An 18,127-nucleotide genomic window follows, 5' to 3' on the forward strand; every position below is an offset into this window, starting at 1 on the left:
CGTGGTGTTTTACGTCGTGCTCTTAATTGGCGTTGGGCTGCTCCTATTATCATTATTGCGTGTATGGGCGGCAGCTATGGCTTGATGCAACAAGTGCCATCACAGCTGACTCCACAAGAAGATCGCGGTGTTATCTTTGCGTTTGTTCGTGGTGCCGATGCAACCAGCTACAACCGCATGTCCGCTAACATGGATATTGTGGAAGAGCGTTTAATGCCATTGCTTGGTCAAGGTTTCCTAAAATCATTCAGTATTCAATCACCAGCGTTTGGTGGTAATGCCGGCGACCAAACTGGTTTCGTTATCATGATCTTGGATGATTGGAATGAGCGAGAAGAAACAGCGCAAGAAGCTTTGGGCGCGGTTCGTAAATCTTTAGCTGGTATTCCCGATGTGCGTGTTTTCCCATTCATGCCTGGGTTCAAAGGGGGCTCAAGTGAGCCTGTTCAATTCGTTCTTGGTGGTTCTGATTACACCGAGCTACAGAAGTGGGCAGAAATCTTAAAGCAAGCTGCTGAAGATTCACCAATGATGGAAGGTGCGGACATTGATTACTCAGAGAAAACACCAGAGCTATTGGTTACGGTAGACAAACAACGCGCAGCTGAGCTCGGCGTCAGTGTTTCAGATATATCAGACACCTTAGAAATTATGCTTGGTGGTAAGAGTGAAACTACGTTCGTTGATCGCGGTGAAGAGTATGATGTGTATTTGCGTGGTGATGAGAACAGCTTCAATAACGCAAATGATCTAAGCCAGATATACATGCGAACTCAATCAGGTGAATTGGTGACTTTAGACGCCTTAACCCACATTGAGGAAGTGGCATCGTCGATTCGTTTGTCTCACTATAACAAGCAGAAATCGATCACTATTAAAGCGAACTTAATGGAAGGTTATACTCTAGGTGATGCCTTGGACTTTCTTGATGAGCAAGCTATTGAACAGTTACCTGGTGATATTTCTGTAAGTTATTCTGGTGAGTCTAAAGACTTCAAGGAAAACCAATCGAGTATCTTGGTTGTGTTTGCTTTGGCGATGCTCGTTGCTTACTTGGTTCTTGCTGCACAGTTTGAAAGTTTCATTAACCCGCTAGTTGTGATGTTCACGGTTCCTATGGGAATCTTTGGTGGCTTCCTTGGATTGGTGTTAATGAGCCAAGGCCTCAATGTTTATAGCCAAATTGGTATGATCATGTTAATCGGCATGGTAACTAAAAACGGTATTTTGATTGTGGAGTTTGCTAACCAACTTCGTGACCGCGGTATCGAGTTTGAAAAGGCGATCATTGATGCTTCAGCTCGACGCTTACGTCCGATCATGATGACCGCATTTACAACGTTGGCAGGCGCGATTCCATTGATCACTTCAACGGGGGCTGGCTACGAAAGTCGTGTTGCAGTGGGTACGGTTATCTTCTTTGGTATGGGCTTTGCGACTTTAGTTACGTTGTTCGTTATCCCTGCTATGTATCGATTAATTTCAGGTTCAACTCGTTCTCCTGGTCATGTTGAAGCGGTTCTAAATAAAGAACTTAGCCATGACAACGTGGGTAGAACCTCTCACGGTTAATTGACTGGTCGTAAATTAATCTATTGATATTAATGTAACAATATAGAAAAGCCTGCGTTTGCTGCTAGCGAATGACAGGCTTTTTTTGTATAACTGCAAGATAATAAAATGACTGTGAATTCGTACGAATCAAAAAGGAAAGTAAAGTGGCTGAATTTAAATATAAAAACCTATCTCAAGAAGAGCAAGATAAACTAGATGCTGCRACTTTTCGTCGCTTGCTTGCGCACCTAGATGATAATAAAGATGTTCAAAACATCGACTTGATGATTCTTGCCGGGTTCTGCCGCAACTGTTTCAGCAAATGGTATAAAGCTGAAGCTGAGCAACAAGGCTTAGATTTAGATATTGATGATGCTCGTGAGCGTGTATACGGCATGACTTATGACGAGTGGAAACAAAATCACCAGCCTAAAGCAACGCCAGAGCAACTTGCAGCCTTCGAAGCAAAACAAAAACCAGAGTAATCGCTCCTAGCTTTTTCTTTAAGGGCGGGCAGATTGAAACCGAAAAATATCAATTAGGTATCGTTACTTTTCGAAGGGGAGTGGTAGCTAAGACTTAGTGCTTAAGTTAAATCGTTTAGCCTTACGGGGTGAACGGTTGAAAGCAAAAGAGCCCAAGTTGGGCTCATCAATGCTTCTTGGTTACGCTAACTATTAAGAACATATCCATATGTAAATTTTGGTTGTTGATATGCAGATGCTAACAACGACCAAAATATCCTTAACACTCTCAGAAATCTGCCTTCCAATGGTTGAAAAACTAAGAGGCTCTCCAATGAAGTAACTTCAGTGTAAAGAGCCTCTATGACAGTTTTTATTTTTATTTATTAAAGCATTATGACGTTGTAGTGTTTTGAACTTTCTAATTTAGGCCAATTCACCTGTTTGCGCGAAAGCTTCTAGCTTCAACATGTAAGGCTGAAGGTCGCCAATGTTATTACTGACCCATTCATCGTTGAAGTAAGTGTCTAGGTAACGTTCACCGCTGTCGCATAGCAGAGTCACTATAGAACCTTTCTCTCCACGCATTTTCATTTCGCTTGCTAACTGAAGCACGCCGTACATATTGGTGCCCGTTGAAGCCCCGACTTTTCGGCCAAGAATGTCAGAAAGCCAATGGGTTGTAGCAATGCTTGCCGCGTCTGGAATTGTACGCATTTCATCAATCACACCTGTAATGAAACTTGGTTCTACGCGTGGTCGCCCAATCCCTTCAATTTTACTGAATTTGTCACCAGTGAGGTTTACGTCACCTGTTTTGAAAAAGTCATGGAAAACCGAGTTTTCTGGGTCGACAACGCATAGTTTCGTTTCATGCTGTTGATAACGAATGAACCGCCCAATAGTTGCTGAGGTGCCACCAGTACCCGGGCTCATGACAATCCACGATGGAACGGGGTGATCTTCCATTTCCATTTGATTGAAAATTGAGTTAGCGATGTTGTTATTCCCACGCCAGTCGGTAGCTCGCTCAGCGTAAGTAAATTGATCCATATAATGACCATCAAGCTCCTGTGCTAAACGGCGAGATTCAGCATAGATTTGATCTGAACGGTCAACTAAGTGCGCTTTACCGCCATAAAATTCAATTTGCTCAATTTTCTTCTTCGCGGTGCATTTGGGCATAACAGCAATAAATGGAAGCCCAAGGAGTCGAGCGAAATACGCTTCTGACACCGCAGTGCTGCCAGATGAAGATTCAATGATGGTTGTTTCTGGGCCAACCCAACCATTACAGATAGCGTATAAGAAAAGAGAACGCGCTAACCTATGTTTTAAAGAGCCTGTTGGATGGGTGCTTTCATCTTTTAGATAAATATCAATCCCTTCAATACTTGGCAGGTCGAGCTTGATTAGATGCGTATCTGCAGAACGTTGATAATCGGCTTCAATTTTACGAATAGCATTGTTAATCCATAAATGATCAGTACACATAGTAAACTCCGCTGGCTAAGATTAAGGCTCTTAATTTGTTGGTATGACTCTAATTTAGCGGTAATTGTGGAGAAAAACTTTGCCTAATTTGCTCTAACTTGACTAATATGTGGAAAAATATTCTCTTTTAAAGTGATTTGGTGAAACTGTGATCGACACTGTAGATAAAAAAATCCTAGGATTACTTCAACAAGATAGTACCTTGTCTTTGAGTGATATTTCAGAAGCTGTCAATTTAACGACAACCCCTTGTTGGAAAAGGCTTAAACGCCTTGAAGAGGACGGCGTCATTGAGAAACGAGTCGCTTTACTTAACCCTGAAAAGTTAGACCTGTCGTTTACTGCGTTCGTGCTTATTAAAACCAGTGATCACTCACAGGAGTGGTATGGCCGTTTTGTGCACACTGTGTCTGACTTTCCAGAAGTGATGGAATTCTATCGCATGGCGGGAGAATACGATTACATGATGAAAGTACAAGTCAAGGATATGAAGTGTTTTGATGAGTTCTATAAACGTTTAGTGAATAGTATTGATGGCATTTCTAATGTCACTTCTACGTTCGCCATGGAACCACTAAAATATACAACGGCATTACCTATTTAACGGCTGTTTGACGAAAGAAAGGAAATCTTATGTTGGCTCGAATTTCAATGGCAGTTCAATTGCTGCTCGCCGTTTCTATCTTTTATTTAGGTTACTCTATTTACACCTTCACCAATAAAGTGGGCGAAGTTGTTGATACCTACCCAAAAATAATCTCAGACTTATCAGTGATCACTAAAGATCTTAAAGTGGAAGAGTGGCTAGAATTCGCTGGGCATGTCGATGAGCTCGCACCACAGGTTTTAAATACAGTAGAAGACGTTAGAAAGACGATTGAAGAAGTGAATCAAACCGTTGCGTCTGTTGATAGCAAAATTCCAAGCATTTTGACTGAGGTCGAAAGTGTTAGAACCCAAGCTTTACCTCAAGTATTGTCGGAAGTTGAACGCGTCAGAGTTGACGTTATTCCTCCAACTTTGGCGGAATTGAAGAGCTATCGCTTAGACGTTATTCCCCCAACCCTTATTGAAAGTAAAGGTTACCGTGAGCAAACCATTCCAGCAGTTGTAATGGAGTCTGAACATCTAAGGAGTGATATTCCGGTTATCCTCGCAAAAGCGGATCAAGTAGTTGAAAAGAGTAAACTACTGGCTCAACAAGCTACTCAAGGTGCGGTAGAAGGGACCGTTAAAGGGGTAGTGCTTTCGCCGCTCAATTTGTTGCGTGATGCGGGCAATGAGATTAAATCCAAAGTAAACGAACAATCAGCGCCATAGTATTGGAAATCATTGTTTTGAAAGTGTCTTTTTCAACGTTAGCCAATTGAATGAAGATATTTGATTGGCTAGGTGAATGTAAAGCTGGGTAAAGACTAAGGCAACTCTCTTCATTGCTTCTAAGCTTAAATTGTGTATTCAATAGGACGAAGCCAATGACCCTTTTTATAAGCTCTTACATCAATACCTCGCGCTTTTTACGCATAGTTGCTATGCCATGTATTTTTATATTGTCAGGGTGCAATAGTAGCTCTGAAGGCACAACCAGCGCAGCAACAGCCAGCGATATTACCAACATCATGCTCAGTAAGACTTCTGGTGATTGCGAACAGTATCTGGGGAGCTTTACAGCATCAGCCAATGATGTTCAGCGTTCTTTGCTCTTTACTGGACTTCTCTCTATCACTTCCAGTGGTAGTAAATGCATTATTCAATCGAATGCCATTCCCAATCATGATTTCAATGATCATTCAGCGTCATTCGCTACTAATGTTACTGAGCAAAGCACCAGTTATGAATTTACAGCGAACCCAACACAAGCGGGAGCAAGTACAGATTTAAGTTTAAGTGTGTCGGAAGTGATTTTACTTAACGGAGTAAAAATCGATTTATTAGCTGCGGCATGTTACGACGTTGGGAGTGAGCCTCTTGGCCAAGAGAAGATAGGTTGCGGCCAAGACCAGATAAATAWTCCATGGCGTTACGACCCTATGTCGAACCTCAATTCATTTGGTACCGATCAGCATAATGCTCATGTTCAACCAACAGGGGAGTACCATTACCATGGTAATCCGATGGCCCTGTTTGTTCAAAATTGCGCTGGTGGTGAGGCGTCACCCGTTATTGGCTTTGCTGCGGATGGTTTCCCTGTTTACGGCAGTTGTTATTTAGACTCTTCTGATAACCAGGTAAAAAAAGCGACGTCGAGTTATCAGCTAAAGACTGGAGCACGTCAAGCCGTTGCGAGCTATACCACTCCTGTCAGTGGGCAAGGCGTCGTGGTAAGTGCTAACTATGATGGTCAGTTTCGAGGCGATTGGGAATATACCGTGGCCCTTGGCACTTTAGATGAATGTAATGGTATGACCGTAAATGGGCAATATGGTTATTACGTTACAGACCAGTTCCCTTGGGTGGTGAATTGCTTTAAAGGCAGTGTAGACAGTTCGTTTAGCGCCTTTTCTAACGTGAGAACTCATACTCATTAGAGGGGCTTTTTAAGCAATCCAAAAGAGAAAAGGGCTCTGAATCAGAGCCTTTCCTTTTATCTATTTGTCGAGAACATTACCTGATTATTTGGTAAAGCGCATGACACCTTCTTGAACAGCAGTCGCAACCAATTCACCTTTCTGGTTATAAACCTCACCACGGACTAACCCTCTAGTGTTACTCGCAGTTGGGCTTTCAATGGCATAGAGCAACCATTCATCCATCTTAAATGGACGATGGAACCAGATAGAGTGGTCAATAGTCGCGACTTGGAAATTCGGAGTCATCAAAGATACCCCATGCGGGTGAAGCGCAGTAATTAAGAATCCCCAGTCAGAAGCGTAAGCTAGCAGGTATTGATGGATTAATTGGTCTATCGGCATTTCACCGTTCGCTCGTATCCACAGATATTGCTTAGGGTCTGCTTTCTTAGGGTTGAGAGGGTTCACGACCGTGACCGGACGCATCTCAATAGGTTTCTCACCACAAAATGTYTTGCGTAGTTTTTCTGGCAGGTATTCAGCGATGTGGCTCGCCAGTTCAGTCTCTGATGCGAAGTTCTCAGGGCCGGGAATTTCTGGCATTGTGTTTTGGTGCTCAAACCCTGGTGAGTCACCATGGTATGAAGCCGTAAGGTAGAAAATTGGGCGTCCGTTTTGGATAGCTTTTACTCGGCGCGTACTAAAACTTCTTCCATCACGTAAATTCTCCACATCATAAATGATTGGTTTTTCAGGATCTCCTGGGTAGAGGAAGTAACTATGGAAAGAGTGGACACTTCGGTCATCGTCAACAGTATATCGAGCCGCAGATAAAGCTTGTCCAATGACTTGGCCACCATACACCTGTGGTAACCCTAAATTTTCACTTTGCCCTCTGAATAGCCCTTCTTCAAGCTTTTCTAGTTGAAGCAAACTTAGTAGTTCTTGTAATGGTTTACTCATCGCCTGAATCTCTCACTGAAAAAAGTAATATAGAATAATTGTTGTTTTTCTAACTTAGTCAAATAACTGTCAATAAATCATAGGGTTTCAAGACAGATTAATAAAGGGCTCATATACTAAGCGTACATTTAGTTTAATACTTGAATATAAAATTGAAGAGAGATCTTATGAGAAAGGCCCTGTTTTTAATGGTAGCAGCCATCGTTGCGAGTATCGGATTAGTTGGTTGTCAGTCAGAACCGCAACCTCAACTTGAAGTAAGCAGCATTCAAACTATTGAAGGAACGGTGAGTTACCGAGAGCGTATTGCCTTACCAGAAGGGGCGCTAGTAACGGTTACACTTGAAGATATATCTCTTGCTGATGCACCCGCGATGGTTATTGGTAAACATCGTTTCGAAACTAACGGGCAGCAAGTACCTATTGCTTTCTCTCTAGATTTTGACAGCCGAAAAATCAAGCAAGGACACCGCTACAATGTACGCGCGAAAATCGAAGTAGATGGTCGCCTGCGTTTCACGACAGATACCATAGTACCTGTCGTTAACGATGAAGCTGAAACTCTGAAAGTAGACTTACGTTTGGTTGGTGTTCGATAGAATAGCAATTAGCTAACCTCTATTACCTAGCAACAGAAGGCAGTCTTATGGCTGCCATCTGTATAATCTTAATTTGATTTTCCCTGTATCACTCACTTCAATACCTTCTGCTTCTAATTGCACTTTTTGTCTTGTAAAGGATTCACCTTTTAAAGAAATCTCACCTTTACTATTTATTACCCTAAACCACGGAAGCTTGGAGTCTTTGGGTAAGTTTCCTAACGCTTTTCCAACATGTCTTGCATAGCCTGGGAAACCTGAAAATTGTGCTATATCTCCATAAGTTGAGACTTTTCCATATGGAATTTGGTGAATTACTGCAAAGATTTGTGAATGGAATTGGTCCATACTAAAACGTCCTAGTTCAGAATTGCCACGGATTGGTAGAAGGAGAGAGCTATGGTATTTTCAACATTTCAATTCTTGATCACAACTCTTTTAGCTGTGGTTTGCGCGCGCGCTATTGGTTTAAGTGACGGGGACATCCCTGTTCTTGCATTGGTGATCCCTGCATTATGGATCCTCCCACAAGGGGGCGTTGCTGGCCTTGCTTTATTGGCTGCTATGACCGTATATGGTATGACTCTGCCATTACAACCTATAACTCTTTCTGTCAGCGTATGGGTTCTTTTTCCGCTACTTATGGTGGTCTTCTCCAAACGAAGTAGTGTGAGTGTTCTGGTCATCGCTGGGCTCATAGTCGTCACTCTCCAAGTTGGTATTATGGTGACACAATCAGCGGGTAAGTTATCAGGCACACCTTGGGTTACTATCCTACAGACTGTCGCAATTTGTGTTATCTGGTGGTCGGCAAATCATCTGAAACCAACAAGTCGTCATAGCTGGTGGTCTCTTGGTTTGATACTTCCGTTATGGATAGCAGATTTGCCTTATGCTGCACTCGTGGCGTTAAGTATTACCGGCATTATGGCGTCCATGGAAATGCTAACTAAACTAAAAACATTTCGTTGGAATAAACTTTTATGCTGGACACTACCGACGGTTGCTTTTGCAGTACTGGTTGTAACCCCTAGTATTGAAGTGCCTAGCCCAGTATTTGTTGTATGGTTGTGTTTACTTGCTACCGCGTGGATGACAGATTACATCATTAGAGCAGAGGTAGAACAAGATACCGATTAACAGCTAATAACATTAAAGGTGTCGGCTTACACCTTTATTAACGTAAATACAAATATTATAAGAGAGTCACCAGTGCGTCATTTAGATAGGCTTATCTATTTACTGTCCTTTGTGTTTTTTAGCGCTTGGGGGGCACCAGAAAATACAGAAAAAGCATCCTATACAGTAGCAACAGAAGCTGATGATATCGTTACAAGAGTATTGTTTGACTCCATAGCGACTGAATTTGATATTCGTATTAACTATCAAGATTTTGATAGTTTTGATGCGATCCTCAAATCTGTTGAGCTAGGAAAAAGTGACTTCGCCGCGAATGTGACTCATACACAAGAGCGAGCTAAGCGTTTTGATTATTCCCCCCCCACGAATATCGAATATACCTTTCTATACAGTAATACAGAGAAACCGCTGGAAGAGCTTGAAACACTCGGAGTACCTAAAAACACTATCTATGGCTCTCTGATTAAGGCGCTGTACCCAGAAATTAAGCTCATTGACTACGAGGGGCATGATCATGCCAAAAGCCTCCTGTTAACCAATCAAGTACAAGGCATTGTTGATGCGATTAATCAGCTAAAACCAATGCTGCTTGCAGGGTTCAGCTCACAATTACTGAATAATGATATCGCGATTAAACCAGTATCTATTGTTGCTCCTAAAGGGAAATACCAAACCGAACTGAACCAGTTTACTGAGTTTATTCATAGCGAAAAAATACAGCGACTACTACGTGAGTCGATAGCTGAATATCAGTATGACTTAAGGCGAGATGCCCTAAGAGGGATGGTGAAGGCAAGTGGTATTGCGTTAGATCAGCCTGTTACGGTAAAGCTTGAAAATGTATATCCGTATGCTCAGTTTGATAGCACTGGCGAAACATATGGACTCAGTGCTGAAACGGTATTTGAAGCGTGTGAATTACTGACATTAAATTGCCAACTTGTGAGTACTCCCCATGAAACATGGGAAAGCATGTATGGCGATTTTATCGCGGCGGAAATTGATATTATCGCGCCTTTAGTTGTTTCAGAGTCGAGAAAGCTGATAGCAAACTTTACACCATCTCATTTTCTATCTGAGACTATCTTAGTAAAACGAGTCGGCTATAAAAATGGTGTGTACCAAAATATATCAGAACTGATTTCAGAGAGAGTTGGGGTTATCAACGACGACTATTTTGATGAACTATTAAGTCAGCTTTTACCCAATAAAACGTTAGTGTATTACGATAGCCAAGAAGAAATGCTTTCAGGGTTGTTGAACAATGAGATTGATTACCTTCCAATTGGTAGGGCGGGGTTGAGCCATATATTTCGAGAGCAAGGCTTATTACAAATAACCGAAGATTATTCTATCGACGCCATTGTTCAATCAGAGATCGCGATTGGAATAGTAAAGAGTGAGCGTGGTGCTTTGCTCACACCGTTGTTTGAACGCGCGTTGCAGATTATTGATACCGAAAGAATAAATAGCCAGTATGTTCAACTGCCTGATTGGCGTGAGACTTTAGAAGCTGAGCAGATGTTCGCGAAAAGAACTCAAGTCCTGTTGATTCTTGTCATCATATTCTCACTCGTTGCGGCAATGTTTTTGCACCATCAATCCAGAACAGACAGCTTAACTCGTTTACGTAACCGTCGAAGTTTACAGTCTAAATATAAGAAGAATATAAAATCGTGGCATACGGTCGTATCACTCGATATTAATCACTTCAAGCAAATAAACGATACTTATGGCCATGAAGTGGGTGACCTCGTTTTACAACGCTATGCCGACAAAATAAGTAAAGTATGGAATGGTCGAAGCTACCGAGTGGGTGGTGACGAATTTATTCTTATAGGTGATGTGAGAGGTCAGGTTCTCTCGCGGGTTATAGAAGAACTCAATCATCTAATGTTTACGAGTAGTCGAGATAAAATCTATCTTAAAGTGACCGTTTCAGTCGGAGTGTCAACAAATAGAACAGCAGGCAAGAACCTTAGAGACATATTACGTACTACAGACAAAGCGATGTATCAGTCTAAGGAACGCTCAGGAGGCACCTGTACATTTGTAAATGAGGTAGGGGATAACATCTCAGCTTCTGTTGACGATGAACCAATAAAATGCAGCAAAATTGCATAAGGTTGATCGCTCAATGAACAGATTGTTTGAATAATCAACGGTTGAGCAAAAAAATGTTTAATAGGCGTTAGCAAGCCTTGCAATCGTTAGAGGTATGCTTGATAATCCAGTCACTCTTTGAGGCAAGCCTTTTAGAAAAAGAATCTATGGAGGCCCTGGTCCTCCCGCAACACTAACTTGTGAACTCGGTCAGGCCCGGAAGGGAGCAGCCGCAGCAGGCGACGTGTGTGCCGGGATGTGGCTGGGGCTTCCACCCATATAAAAAGCCGCTCTTAATGAGCGGCTTTTTGCTATCTGAAGCTTTTCAAATCTCTCGTTCTTCTTTCTAGCCCAAAAACGATTTATTCACTCTCTACATGTAGCGAGCTAGTGGATCATTCGCTAAGTTGATATTCAACAGCCTTCGATTTTAAAACCCTATATTTTGATAACAGCTGTTGCTTCCCTAGCTTTTCGTCACCAAAGAAAAAGCACTGATTATCCTTAAGTAACTCATACTTGTTTGTCAGGGTATCAATGATTAAATCGGATTTTTTAATGGTCATTGATGAACAAGACTTCCCATGAATATCGTCGAGTAGATCGAGAACGTGAGAGCGAAAGCTTTCAAGTTCGAACAGTATCTTCAAAGAATTTAGATTCTCTAAAGCGCTTTCCCAGCGTGCGTTTATTGCTTTCTGTAACTCGAGAACCTCTTTAGTAGCATTAATGGCTTCCAAATGTTGAAGTTTATTTTGGTAAGCAGCAAGGGCGCAGCGCTTTWCCAGTTTATATAATTCAAACTGTTCAACTTTAGGAGTCTTGGGTGAGTTTTGGAGTAAGTAATTGAAGAAAAACCGAGTCTCGAACCTTTCAATACCATGGAATAGTGGCGTATCGAGTCCATTACTATTGAACTGAGATTTAGGCTCGAATGGGTACATATAGCCGAAATCAAATAACCAAACTTTTTCATTATCATCGACCAAAATATTACCAGGGCAGAAATCCCATTCGAATAATCCGTTGATCTCTAAGTTGATGATTACTTCGAATATTTGGTTGAAAATAGTTTCGGTGAGTTTTGTTATCGGCGTACCGGCAATCCATGGTGATAATATAATTCCATCTTGAAAAGAAGCGAATTGAGTGTCGACGATAGACTGGAATTTCTTTGGATTAGATGTTTTTAAATCGGAGAGATCTATCCGGCGCTGAACTTCATTAAGGAAAGATGTTTGTCCGTCGATGTTTTGAACCAAGCTTTTAGGGCGCTTGGATTTGAGAGTCCAATCAATGCCATCCAGTCTGATGTGATAAACGATGGCTGTTAAGCCTGATTGAAACGTTTCAATAACGTAGGGAGAAAGCTCGGTTGTCTCTTTTAGCTGTTCTAGTGTTAACTGAAACGAATCTAAATTACCGAGTTCTAAGTTACCCCCACTATCTACGAAGTTTAATTGTGCTTGTTGGCGCTGTTGTTCGTGATTCACATGTCATACTCACAAAGAATTTATACTGTGAATATATCGATGAGCCTAGCCTACATACTGTGATGTGTTTCTTTTTTATAAAACGAAGATCAAAAATGGAGGCCTATTTGAAGCCTCCATTTAGTGTTTACCAGTGTGTGTTTAGTCTTTTACAGTCTTCATTACAGGACGGAATTTGAAAATCTGTTTTGGTGCTTTGGTAAGCAAGATACCGCAAAGTAATGGCAACATCAGGATTAGTGATTGCTGTGATAGCATTTCACCATTGATATACGCTGAGATTAACAATGCTACGACGGGGAAGATAAGGAAACAAATCGATGCTTGGAATGGCGTAGAGACTTGTCCTAATTTGAAGTAAGCAACAATGCCGCCAACACTTGCGATTAGCCCAAGGTAAACCACGGCTGAAATAGAGTCCCAAGTGAACGTTTGTACGTTTACATTTTCCCCTAGTGCCGAAACTGCAAATAGGAAGAGTGATGCGATGAAGCATGGTACAGCGTTGTATGTGAGTACTTGGATGTCTTTGCAATGCTTTTGAACCAGTACATACATGACTGCGTGGATAGCAACAGCCATAGCTAGGCAGATGGTACCGATTAGGTAGTCTTTTCCACCCATTTGCATTTCGTTACCAAGGATGAAACACAAGCTAACAACTGCTGTGATTAAGCCGAATACTTGATGTTTAGCAAGGCGTAGCCCAAGGAATAGCCCAGACATTAGCATGACAGCCACCGGCATGTTGGCAAAAATAATGGAAGCCAAACCCGACGAAATGTACTGCTCTCCGTAGATCATTAGTGTGAAAGGAATTGCGAAGTACATAAGGGCGACGATGATCACCCATTGCTGCTTGCCTTTAGGGAAGAAGAGCGGCTGACCAAAAACTTTGGCTAGTACTGCTAGTAAGGGAGCGGCTAGTAAAAAGCGTAATGCAGTCGCAAAAATAGGTGGGATAGAATGCAGAGCTACTTCCATTGCGAACCAAGTGGTTCCCCAGATTAAGCAAACTGAAATAAACAGCAGAAAGGTAAAAGACTTCGAATTCATGGTGACTACTCATTAATAATTATTGTAAATCATCGGCTTGTAGAGCCTTAATGACGTGTCACAGTATAAGGAGTTAGTCGGAGAAATATTTTGCTTTGTTATCTATATAATTAGGGTTTTGTGGAATAAAAATCCACAAAACTTAAATTTTGAATAATTATTTTCTCCCAATAAGTGCGAGACTAAAGGCATTGTTCTTTGTGTGGTTTATTTTGTGTTCAATGGGTAGAAGTGGCACTAAATATTTTCACCCAAGCTAAAGTAAGCAAGGATTTCATCTTCATTGTTATAGGTGACATCCATTCGTACATTGATGCGTTCTTGCCTCATCAGCCGATAGCGAAGACCTGCCCCAACCATTGCTAATGTACGGCTTTCTGAAAAACTCTTTTCTGGGCCTGCGACTTGTTCACCGAAGACCTTTCCAGCACCTGTCAGTGCAACCAAAGAGATATTATTTAAGAGTTGGCTTGAGGTACCGTGGATAGAGTAGCGATATTCAAGCTCTAGGTTCGTCATATGAGAAGCGACATAGTCACCAGCAATGAAGCCACGTTGAACATCTCGGCCTTGTCGACCATAAGTTGTATAAGCACTGGTTGGTGCATTATCAGCATCTATTAGATAACGAGCCACCCACTTACTCGCAATGATATGGTTGTCGTCGTGAGTTAAGCTGTAAAAGAGGCGATAGTCTGAGGCCAAAGATGAATAAGCTGCGTCATCTTTATTTCCAATCCATGTTCCGTGATCTTCGTAAGTCAGTTCAAATAGGAAGCCGTGATAAGGGTAGTAATAATGTTCTCTTGCATCCCATAAAAAGGAAAGTTTAGCCCCAATGTCGGACTCATACTCATCACTAAACCCTAGGAATTTCAACAGTGCACTATCGAGCCTCTTCTCTGAGCTAAAAAGAGTAGAGCTATAGTCTAAACCGATACCTACAAACATATTGTCATAGATATTGAAGTAAGTACTGCCGTCAAAGTTGATTTCTTTTTGTGTGGCTTCGATGACTCCGAGCAACTCAATATTTGTATATGAATAGCCAAATTCACTGACTACTCGTACCGCATCATTGTCGAGTAAAATATCGGTGTTGCCTTTGAGGAAGTAGCTCTCGTTACGAGTGTAGGTCAAAGTCGCAGAAAGAGTGGAAGATGTCTCGCTATTGTCGTCGGCATAAAAGCTATAGATAGGAACGATAGACAGCCCTGAATCGACACTCGGATCATAAAATGGAATAGCGATAACCTTAAATTGGTCATCCTTGCCTTCGTCAGATTTTTGCTTTGCCTCTACATCAAATGCAAACGATTGTGCAGAGAAAATAAATGCTAAACACATAGCAAATAAGCGGTAACGGTCCATCGAGATTATCTTCCAAAAGCTTTAAATGAGAGCAGTCATTGAGCTAGGCGATTGTCATTTCTCGCCTTTTTACAAAATGGCTATACGTATACCATACTTATAATGTGAGTCATAGTTTTATCGATGGTTTATGGCTGTATACATTATAGATACTTTTGGTTTCGGTCGGATATAAGGAGGGGATTTCAGAAACTTTTATGGAGAGGATAGGAATGAAAGCCCTGAAGTTACTCAGGGCTTAATGTTGCGTGTAAAGCACAAATGGGGCTAATTGATTAGCCGCTATAGAGTCAGAAGGAAATTAACCAACTGGTTGTATTCTTCATAGCTCTTGATTTGGTCTGCTTTGACGATGTATTTGTCGTTTACTAATACGCCAGGAACGCCCGTTAGGGTACTTGCTTCGAATTGTTTGTCGAAACGTTTCTGCATAGAGTTCACTGCAAAACTGTTGTACGCGGCATCAAATTTCTTAGCTTCAACACCATTATCAATGAACAACTGGCGAAGTGCTGCTTCATCTTTTGGCGCTTGGCGTAATTGATGAATTTGGTTGAACATCGCAGGTACCATTTCTTTCTCTACACCTAGAGACATCATTGTTGCGTAAGACTTGGCCATCGGTACTGCCATATTGTTACCCATGAAGGCAACGTGTACTTTTTCAAAGCTTGCGCTTTCTGGTAGCGATGGTTTTAAGTTCTCGACTACAGCTTCAAATTTAAAGCAATGAGGACAGTAAAAAGAGAAGAACTCCGTCACTGTTGGCTTCTTCGCTTTTTCAACTTCAAGAACTTTGTAGTGTGTGCCTTCTTCAAACTGTGCAGCGTTCGCAGTGAAAGCCAAGATAAGTGTGCTAAATAAAGTAAATAGTTTTTTCATTTGTTAATTTCCATAAATTCAAAATGTTAAATGCCTATCTTGAGCCTAATTACTCAAGTTATGACGAGTTAAAGTATTGAACTTCAAGAAATTGGAGGGCGGTAGAGTAGTTGTGTTCGTAGTATCGGTTTAGAAATGGGTTCGTCACTGATCAAAGCAAGAGACTGCGTTTGCTTAACGTTCCCTTCGATGGAGCGAAGCGATGACATTTTAAGCAAGCAACTTGAGCTTGAGCAGTGAGGTTCAACTTTATGTTGATCTAGTTCTTGTTCTGGACAGTTAAGATGTAGGCTTAATTCTTGGTGATCTTCAGCCACTGAACTTTGTTGGGCTATTTTCAGTATATTGTTGCTGGCATTCGCACTGGCTACAACACTGGTAGAAAGCATTGCAAATAAGGTGAAAGCCGTAATCCAAATTGTGTTAATCAATTTTGGCATCGAATAATACTAGTTAATATAAAGAAATGAACATCTAAGGAGCCTAATGATACATCAAGTTAATCTTACTGGGTTCTTTGTTCGATAAATATTTGATGTAGATTCACTGAGATCTGCTGATTAGTTTGATTGCTCGGTTTGATATTGTTTCAAGAACATCTCAACAGCGGAGCCAATGACACGTTTCTGTTGCTCTTCATCTGGAAAAGGCGCATGCCCCATAACTTGTGGCCAAAAAGCAAACGCCTTAATCAAACTGATAAATTGAGTCGCTGCAAAATCGGGGTTATCGATGGTGAGTTTATTGACTGCTATTGCTTCTTTGATCCAGCGAGTGAGTCCGCCTTCTGCTTGAGCAAACTTTTCCATTCCCTGTTTTGCTAACGTTTCATTGTTGAAGTATTCAGCAAGTAGCACTCGTGAAAGGCTTAGGAAGCCATCAGAATTTAATAGAGCAACTTCTTGATAAGCGATATCCATTAACTGTTTTTCTAATGTGAGCTCATTGGAAAAGGGGTATTCAGTGGCTGCGAGACCTTTATTCCACATATCAGTTAAGATGGTATTGAAAAGGATCTCTTTACTGGCAAAGTGGTTATAGACGGTTCGCTTAGACACTTCAGCTCGGTTCGATATTTTGTCCATGCTGGTATATTTAAAGCCATTATTTTTAAATTCAGCGATAGCAGCTTCTAGAATCGCTTCTTTTTTCTTCTGGCTTAGTGTTTTTTTAACCGTCATAACACAACTCGTTTGGTAATTATCAAACGCATTTTACACCAAAGGGTTTACTTTTGAATCCAGTGGTTACTTTTTCTTTGAGGGAAATTCATGTTGGGTCAACAGGGTAGTGAGAGTACGATCGTAATACGTGATTACACCGAAGCTGATTCTGCTGCGTTATGGGAAGTGTTTTTTCATACAGTGAGAAACGTTAATGTTCGCGATTATTCACAAATACAAGTTGAAGCATGGGCGCCTACTGACTTTGACCCAGTATTATGGAAATCTCGAATGGATCGGATTACGCCTTATGTCGCTGAGATAAATGGAGTCGCTGTCGGATACGCTGATCTTCAATTGGATGGAATGATCGATCACTTTTTCTGTCACTTTGAATACCAGGGTAAAAGCGTCGGCAAAGCTCTTATGAGTTACATAGTTGCAGAGGCTGAGAAAAAAGGAATCGTAAGGCTATTTTCAGAGGTAAGCCATACCGCTCGCCCTTTTTATGAGCATTTTGGTTTTGCGGTTGTTGAGCAACAATCGATAGAGGTAAGAGGGCAAGCATTGACGAATTTCATTATGGAACGCCGTTTAGGGAAAACCAACGGAGAATAGGGCTTTTTATTGTTTTGGTGAATAGCTTACGCATAGCAGACATAAAACTCACGTATACCTGACATGGCGTGCGGTCGCTTTGTCAGACTATAACGAGTTGCATTATTCAGGATCAAAACAATGGAATTTACACAGCAAGACAGGGAGGCACTCTACAATGTATGGATGTCTCAAAAAGCAAAAATGCACATGACTCAGATGGAAATGGCCAAAAAAATGGGCATGACTCAGGTCGATTTTTCTAATTTGATCAGAGGGAACGCTTCACTAACGATGGGGTTTGTTGCTGCTTTTTTCCGTTTAATGCGCGTTGAGCCAAGCCACTATTTACCCTCTTTGATGAGAAGTCCTACCGGTGAGCAGCAGGTTGTTTATTTGAGTAACCGTATTGCTGTTGATGGTGAAATTCAAAACGTTTACGTGGATGGTAATCAGGTTGTGATTGAATACGTTCACGCACTCGAAGCCTAGTTAGAAATGACTTAATGCGATTTTATTAGCACTCTGGCCGCTTATTAAACATATGTACTGTTCCGCGCTCTAAATTTTTAGCGTGGAATAGGGCTTGGTCGGCAATCGCGATAAATTGCTCAAGGCTGATTTCTTCATGGATCTGTTGGCAGTGCTCAACACCGATTGTGATGGACAACTGTTGACTAACCATTGACTTGATATTGGGAATATTCAACGCTTTAATAGATTGGCTCAGTTCACAAG

20 protein-coding genes and 1 other RNA gene are annotated in these 18,127 nt (G+C 41.5%); 11 read left to right on the forward strand and 10 right to left on the reverse strand.

Annotated elements, in window-relative coordinates:
- Positions 1-1,572 (forward strand): efflux RND transporter permease subunit (locus tag L4C33_RS11175; protein WP_428812513.1); only part of this gene is annotated, 1,572 nt, incomplete at its 5' end.
- Between the two features lie 146 nt (positions 1,573-1,718).
- Entirely contained in the window at positions 1,719-2,039 is a 321-nt protein-coding gene (locus L4C33_RS11180; RefSeq protein WP_428812514.1) for a DUF1244 domain-containing protein, read from the forward strand.
- Between the two features lie 405 nt (positions 2,040-2,444).
- Here L4C33_RS11180 and L4C33_RS11185 read toward each other — a convergent pair whose 3' ends face one another.
- A complete protein-coding gene (locus L4C33_RS11185; protein ID WP_428812515.1) occupies positions 2,445-3,512 on the reverse strand; it encodes a PLP-dependent cysteine synthase family protein in 1,068 nt (355 codons plus the stop codon).
- 148 nt (positions 3,513-3,660) lie between these two features.
- On the opposite strand from L4C33_RS11185, the gene L4C33_RS11190 reads away from it, so the two are divergent.
- The 3 genes from L4C33_RS11190 to L4C33_RS11200 all read left to right on the forward strand — a co-directional run bounded on the left by L4C33_RS11190 (position 3,661) and on the right by L4C33_RS11200 (position 6,040).
- Positions 3,661-4,116: an Lrp/AsnC family transcriptional regulator gene (locus L4C33_RS11190; protein WP_428812516.1), complete on the forward strand. Its 456-nt coding sequence runs from the start codon at positions 3,661-3,663 to the stop codon at positions 4,114-4,116.
- 29 nt (positions 4,117-4,145) lie between these two features.
- Positions 4,146-4,832 carry a hypothetical protein gene (locus L4C33_RS11195; protein WP_428812517.1) on the forward strand — a complete coding sequence of 229 codons (687 nt, stop codon included), beginning with the start codon at positions 4,146-4,148 and terminating at the stop codon, positions 4,830-4,832.
- Positions 4,833-4,987: 155 nt separating this feature from the next.
- Positions 4,988-6,040 (forward strand): YHYH protein, encoded by a 1,053-nt coding sequence (locus L4C33_RS11200; protein ID WP_428812518.1) that lies wholly within the window; start codon positions 4,988-4,990, stop codon positions 6,038-6,040.
- Between the two features lie 84 nt (positions 6,041-6,124).
- Here L4C33_RS11200 and tesB read toward each other — a convergent pair whose 3' ends face one another.
- Complete coding sequence (gene tesB, locus L4C33_RS11205; protein ID WP_428812519.1) at positions 6,125-6,985, reverse strand: acyl-CoA thioesterase II; 861 nt, start codon at positions 6,983-6,985, stop codon at positions 6,125-6,127.
- 167 nt (positions 6,986-7,152) lie between these two features.
- On the opposite strand from tesB, the gene L4C33_RS11210 reads away from it, so the two are divergent.
- Positions 7,153-7,584, forward strand: coding sequence for a YbaY family lipoprotein (locus tag L4C33_RS11210; RefSeq protein WP_428812520.1), 432 nt, complete (start codon positions 7,153-7,155; stop codon positions 7,582-7,584).
- Positions 7,585-7,629: 45 nt separating this feature from the next.
- Here L4C33_RS11210 and L4C33_RS11215 read toward each other — a convergent pair whose 3' ends face one another.
- Positions 7,630-7,932 (reverse strand): MGMT family protein, encoded by a 303-nt coding sequence (locus tag L4C33_RS11215; protein WP_428812521.1) that lies wholly within the window; start codon positions 7,930-7,932, stop codon positions 7,630-7,632.
- 51 nt (positions 7,933-7,983) lie between these two features.
- Between L4C33_RS11215 and L4C33_RS11220 the strand changes: the two genes are divergently transcribed.
- The 3 genes from L4C33_RS11220 (at position 7,984) to ffs (ending at position 11,098) form a co-directional block, all read left to right on the forward strand.
- Complete coding sequence (locus tag L4C33_RS11220; RefSeq protein WP_428812522.1) at positions 7,984-8,724, forward strand: VP0952 family biofilm-associated protein; 741 nt, start codon at positions 7,984-7,986, stop codon at positions 8,722-8,724.
- 72 nt (positions 8,725-8,796) lie between these two features.
- Complete coding sequence (locus L4C33_RS11225) at positions 8,797-10,848, forward strand: diguanylate cyclase (protein ID WP_428812523.1); 2,052 nt, start codon at positions 8,797-8,799, stop codon at positions 10,846-10,848.
- A 153-nt stretch (positions 10,849-11,001) separates the two neighbouring features.
- Positions 11,002-11,098: signal recognition particle sRNA small type (gene ffs / locus L4C33_RS11230), an RNA gene on the forward strand.
- 124 nt (positions 11,099-11,222) lie between these two features.
- Here the strand turns inward: ffs and L4C33_RS11235 are convergent.
- The 6 genes from L4C33_RS11235 to L4C33_RS11260 all read right to left on the reverse strand — a co-directional run bounded on the left by L4C33_RS11235 (position 11,223) and on the right by L4C33_RS11260 (position 16,810).
- The gene (locus L4C33_RS11235) at positions 11,223-12,320 is read right to left on the reverse strand and encodes a hypothetical protein (RefSeq protein ID WP_428812524.1); all 1,098 of its coding nucleotides are present in this window, start codon (positions 12,318-12,320) and stop codon (positions 11,223-11,225) included.
- 141 nt (positions 12,321-12,461) lie between these two features.
- Positions 12,462-13,376 carry a DMT family transporter gene (locus L4C33_RS11240; protein ID WP_428812525.1) on the reverse strand — a complete coding sequence of 305 codons (915 nt, stop codon included), beginning with the start codon at positions 13,374-13,376 and terminating at the stop codon, positions 12,462-12,464.
- A gap of 237 nt (positions 13,377-13,613) precedes the next feature.
- Positions 13,614-14,747 carry a BamA/TamA family outer membrane protein gene (locus tag L4C33_RS11245; protein WP_428812526.1) on the reverse strand — a complete coding sequence of 378 codons (1,134 nt, stop codon included), beginning with the start codon at positions 14,745-14,747 and terminating at the stop codon, positions 13,614-13,616.
- 282 nt (positions 14,748-15,029) lie between these two features.
- Positions 15,030-15,629 carry a thiol:disulfide interchange protein DsbA/DsbL gene (locus L4C33_RS11250; protein ID WP_428812527.1) on the reverse strand — a complete coding sequence of 200 codons (600 nt, stop codon included), beginning with the start codon at positions 15,627-15,629 and terminating at the stop codon, positions 15,030-15,032.
- An 83-nt stretch (positions 15,630-15,712) separates the two neighbouring features.
- Entirely contained in the window at positions 15,713-16,069 is a 357-nt protein-coding gene (locus L4C33_RS11255) for a hypothetical protein (protein ID WP_428812528.1), read from the reverse strand.
- A 120-nt stretch (positions 16,070-16,189) separates the two neighbouring features.
- The gene (locus tag L4C33_RS11260) at positions 16,190-16,810 is read right to left on the reverse strand and encodes a TetR/AcrR family transcriptional regulator (protein WP_428812529.1); all 621 of its coding nucleotides are present in this window, start codon (positions 16,808-16,810) and stop codon (positions 16,190-16,192) included.
- Between the two features lie 90 nt (positions 16,811-16,900).
- On the opposite strand from L4C33_RS11260, the gene L4C33_RS11265 reads away from it, so the two are divergent.
- Complete coding sequence (locus L4C33_RS11265; protein ID WP_428812530.1) at positions 16,901-17,410, forward strand: GNAT family N-acetyltransferase; 510 nt, start codon at positions 16,901-16,903, stop codon at positions 17,408-17,410.
- Between the two features lie 120 nt (positions 17,411-17,530).
- Positions 17,531-17,881, forward strand: a complete 351-nt coding sequence (locus L4C33_RS11270) for a helix-turn-helix domain-containing protein (RefSeq protein WP_428812531.1) — start codon at positions 17,531-17,533, stop codon at positions 17,879-17,881.
- Between the two features lie 25 nt (positions 17,882-17,906).
- Here L4C33_RS11270 and L4C33_RS11275 read toward each other — a convergent pair.
- Positions 17,907-18,127: nucleotidyl cyclase domain-containing protein (locus tag L4C33_RS11275; RefSeq protein ID WP_489686434.1), on the reverse strand; the 221-nt coding region annotated here is incomplete at its 5' end.

The sequence above is a fragment of the Vibrio makurazakiensis genome (assembly GCF_050337375.1).
Taxonomy (GTDB): Bacteria; Pseudomonadota; Gammaproteobacteria; order Enterobacterales; family Vibrionaceae; genus Vibrio; species Vibrio makurazakiensis.

What these genes read in the sequence shown, in the direction of transcription:
- L4C33_RS11250 (WP_428812527.1), bottom strand. Translation starts at nt 15,629, where the DNA reads ATGAAAAAACTATTTACTTTATTTAGCACACTTATCTTGGCTTTCACT.
- L4C33_RS11245 (WP_428812526.1), bottom strand. Translation starts at nt 14,747, where the DNA reads ATGGACCGTTACCGCTTATTTGCTATGTGTTTAGCATTTATTTTCTCT.
- L4C33_RS11270 (WP_428812531.1), top strand. Translation starts at nt 17,531, where the DNA reads ATGGAATTTACACAGCAAGACAGGGAGGCACTCTACAATGTATGGATG.
- L4C33_RS11215 (WP_428812521.1), bottom strand. Translation starts at nt 7,932, where the DNA reads ATGGACCAATTCCATTCACAAATCTTTGCAGTAATTCACCAAATTCCA.
- L4C33_RS11195 (WP_428812517.1), top strand. Translation starts at nt 4,146, where the DNA reads ATGTTGGCTCGAATTTCAATGGCAGTTCAATTGCTGCTCGCCGTTTCT.
- L4C33_RS11255 (WP_428812528.1), bottom strand. Translation starts at nt 16,069, where the DNA reads ATGCCAAAATTGATTAACACAATTTGGATTACGGCTTTCACCTTATTT.
- L4C33_RS11220 (WP_428812522.1), top strand. Translation starts at nt 7,984, where the DNA reads ATGGTATTTTCAACATTTCAATTCTTGATCACAACTCTTTTAGCTGTG.
- L4C33_RS11185 (WP_428812515.1), bottom strand. Translation starts at nt 3,512, where the DNA reads ATGTGTACTGATCATTTATGGATTAACAATGCTATTCGTAAAATTGAA.
- L4C33_RS11265 (WP_428812530.1), top strand. Translation starts at nt 16,901, where the DNA reads ATGTTGGGTCAACAGGGTAGTGAGAGTACGATCGTAATACGTGATTAC.
- L4C33_RS11240 (WP_428812525.1), bottom strand. Translation starts at nt 13,376, where the DNA reads ATGAATTCGAAGTCTTTTACCTTTCTGCTGTTTATTTCAGTTTGCTTA.
- L4C33_RS11260 (WP_428812529.1), bottom strand. Translation starts at nt 16,810, where the DNA reads ATGACGGTTAAAAAAACACTAAGCCAGAAGAAAAAAGAAGCGATTCTA.
- L4C33_RS11210 (WP_428812520.1), top strand. Translation starts at nt 7,153, where the DNA reads ATGAGAAAGGCCCTGTTTTTAATGGTAGCAGCCATCGTTGCGAGTATC.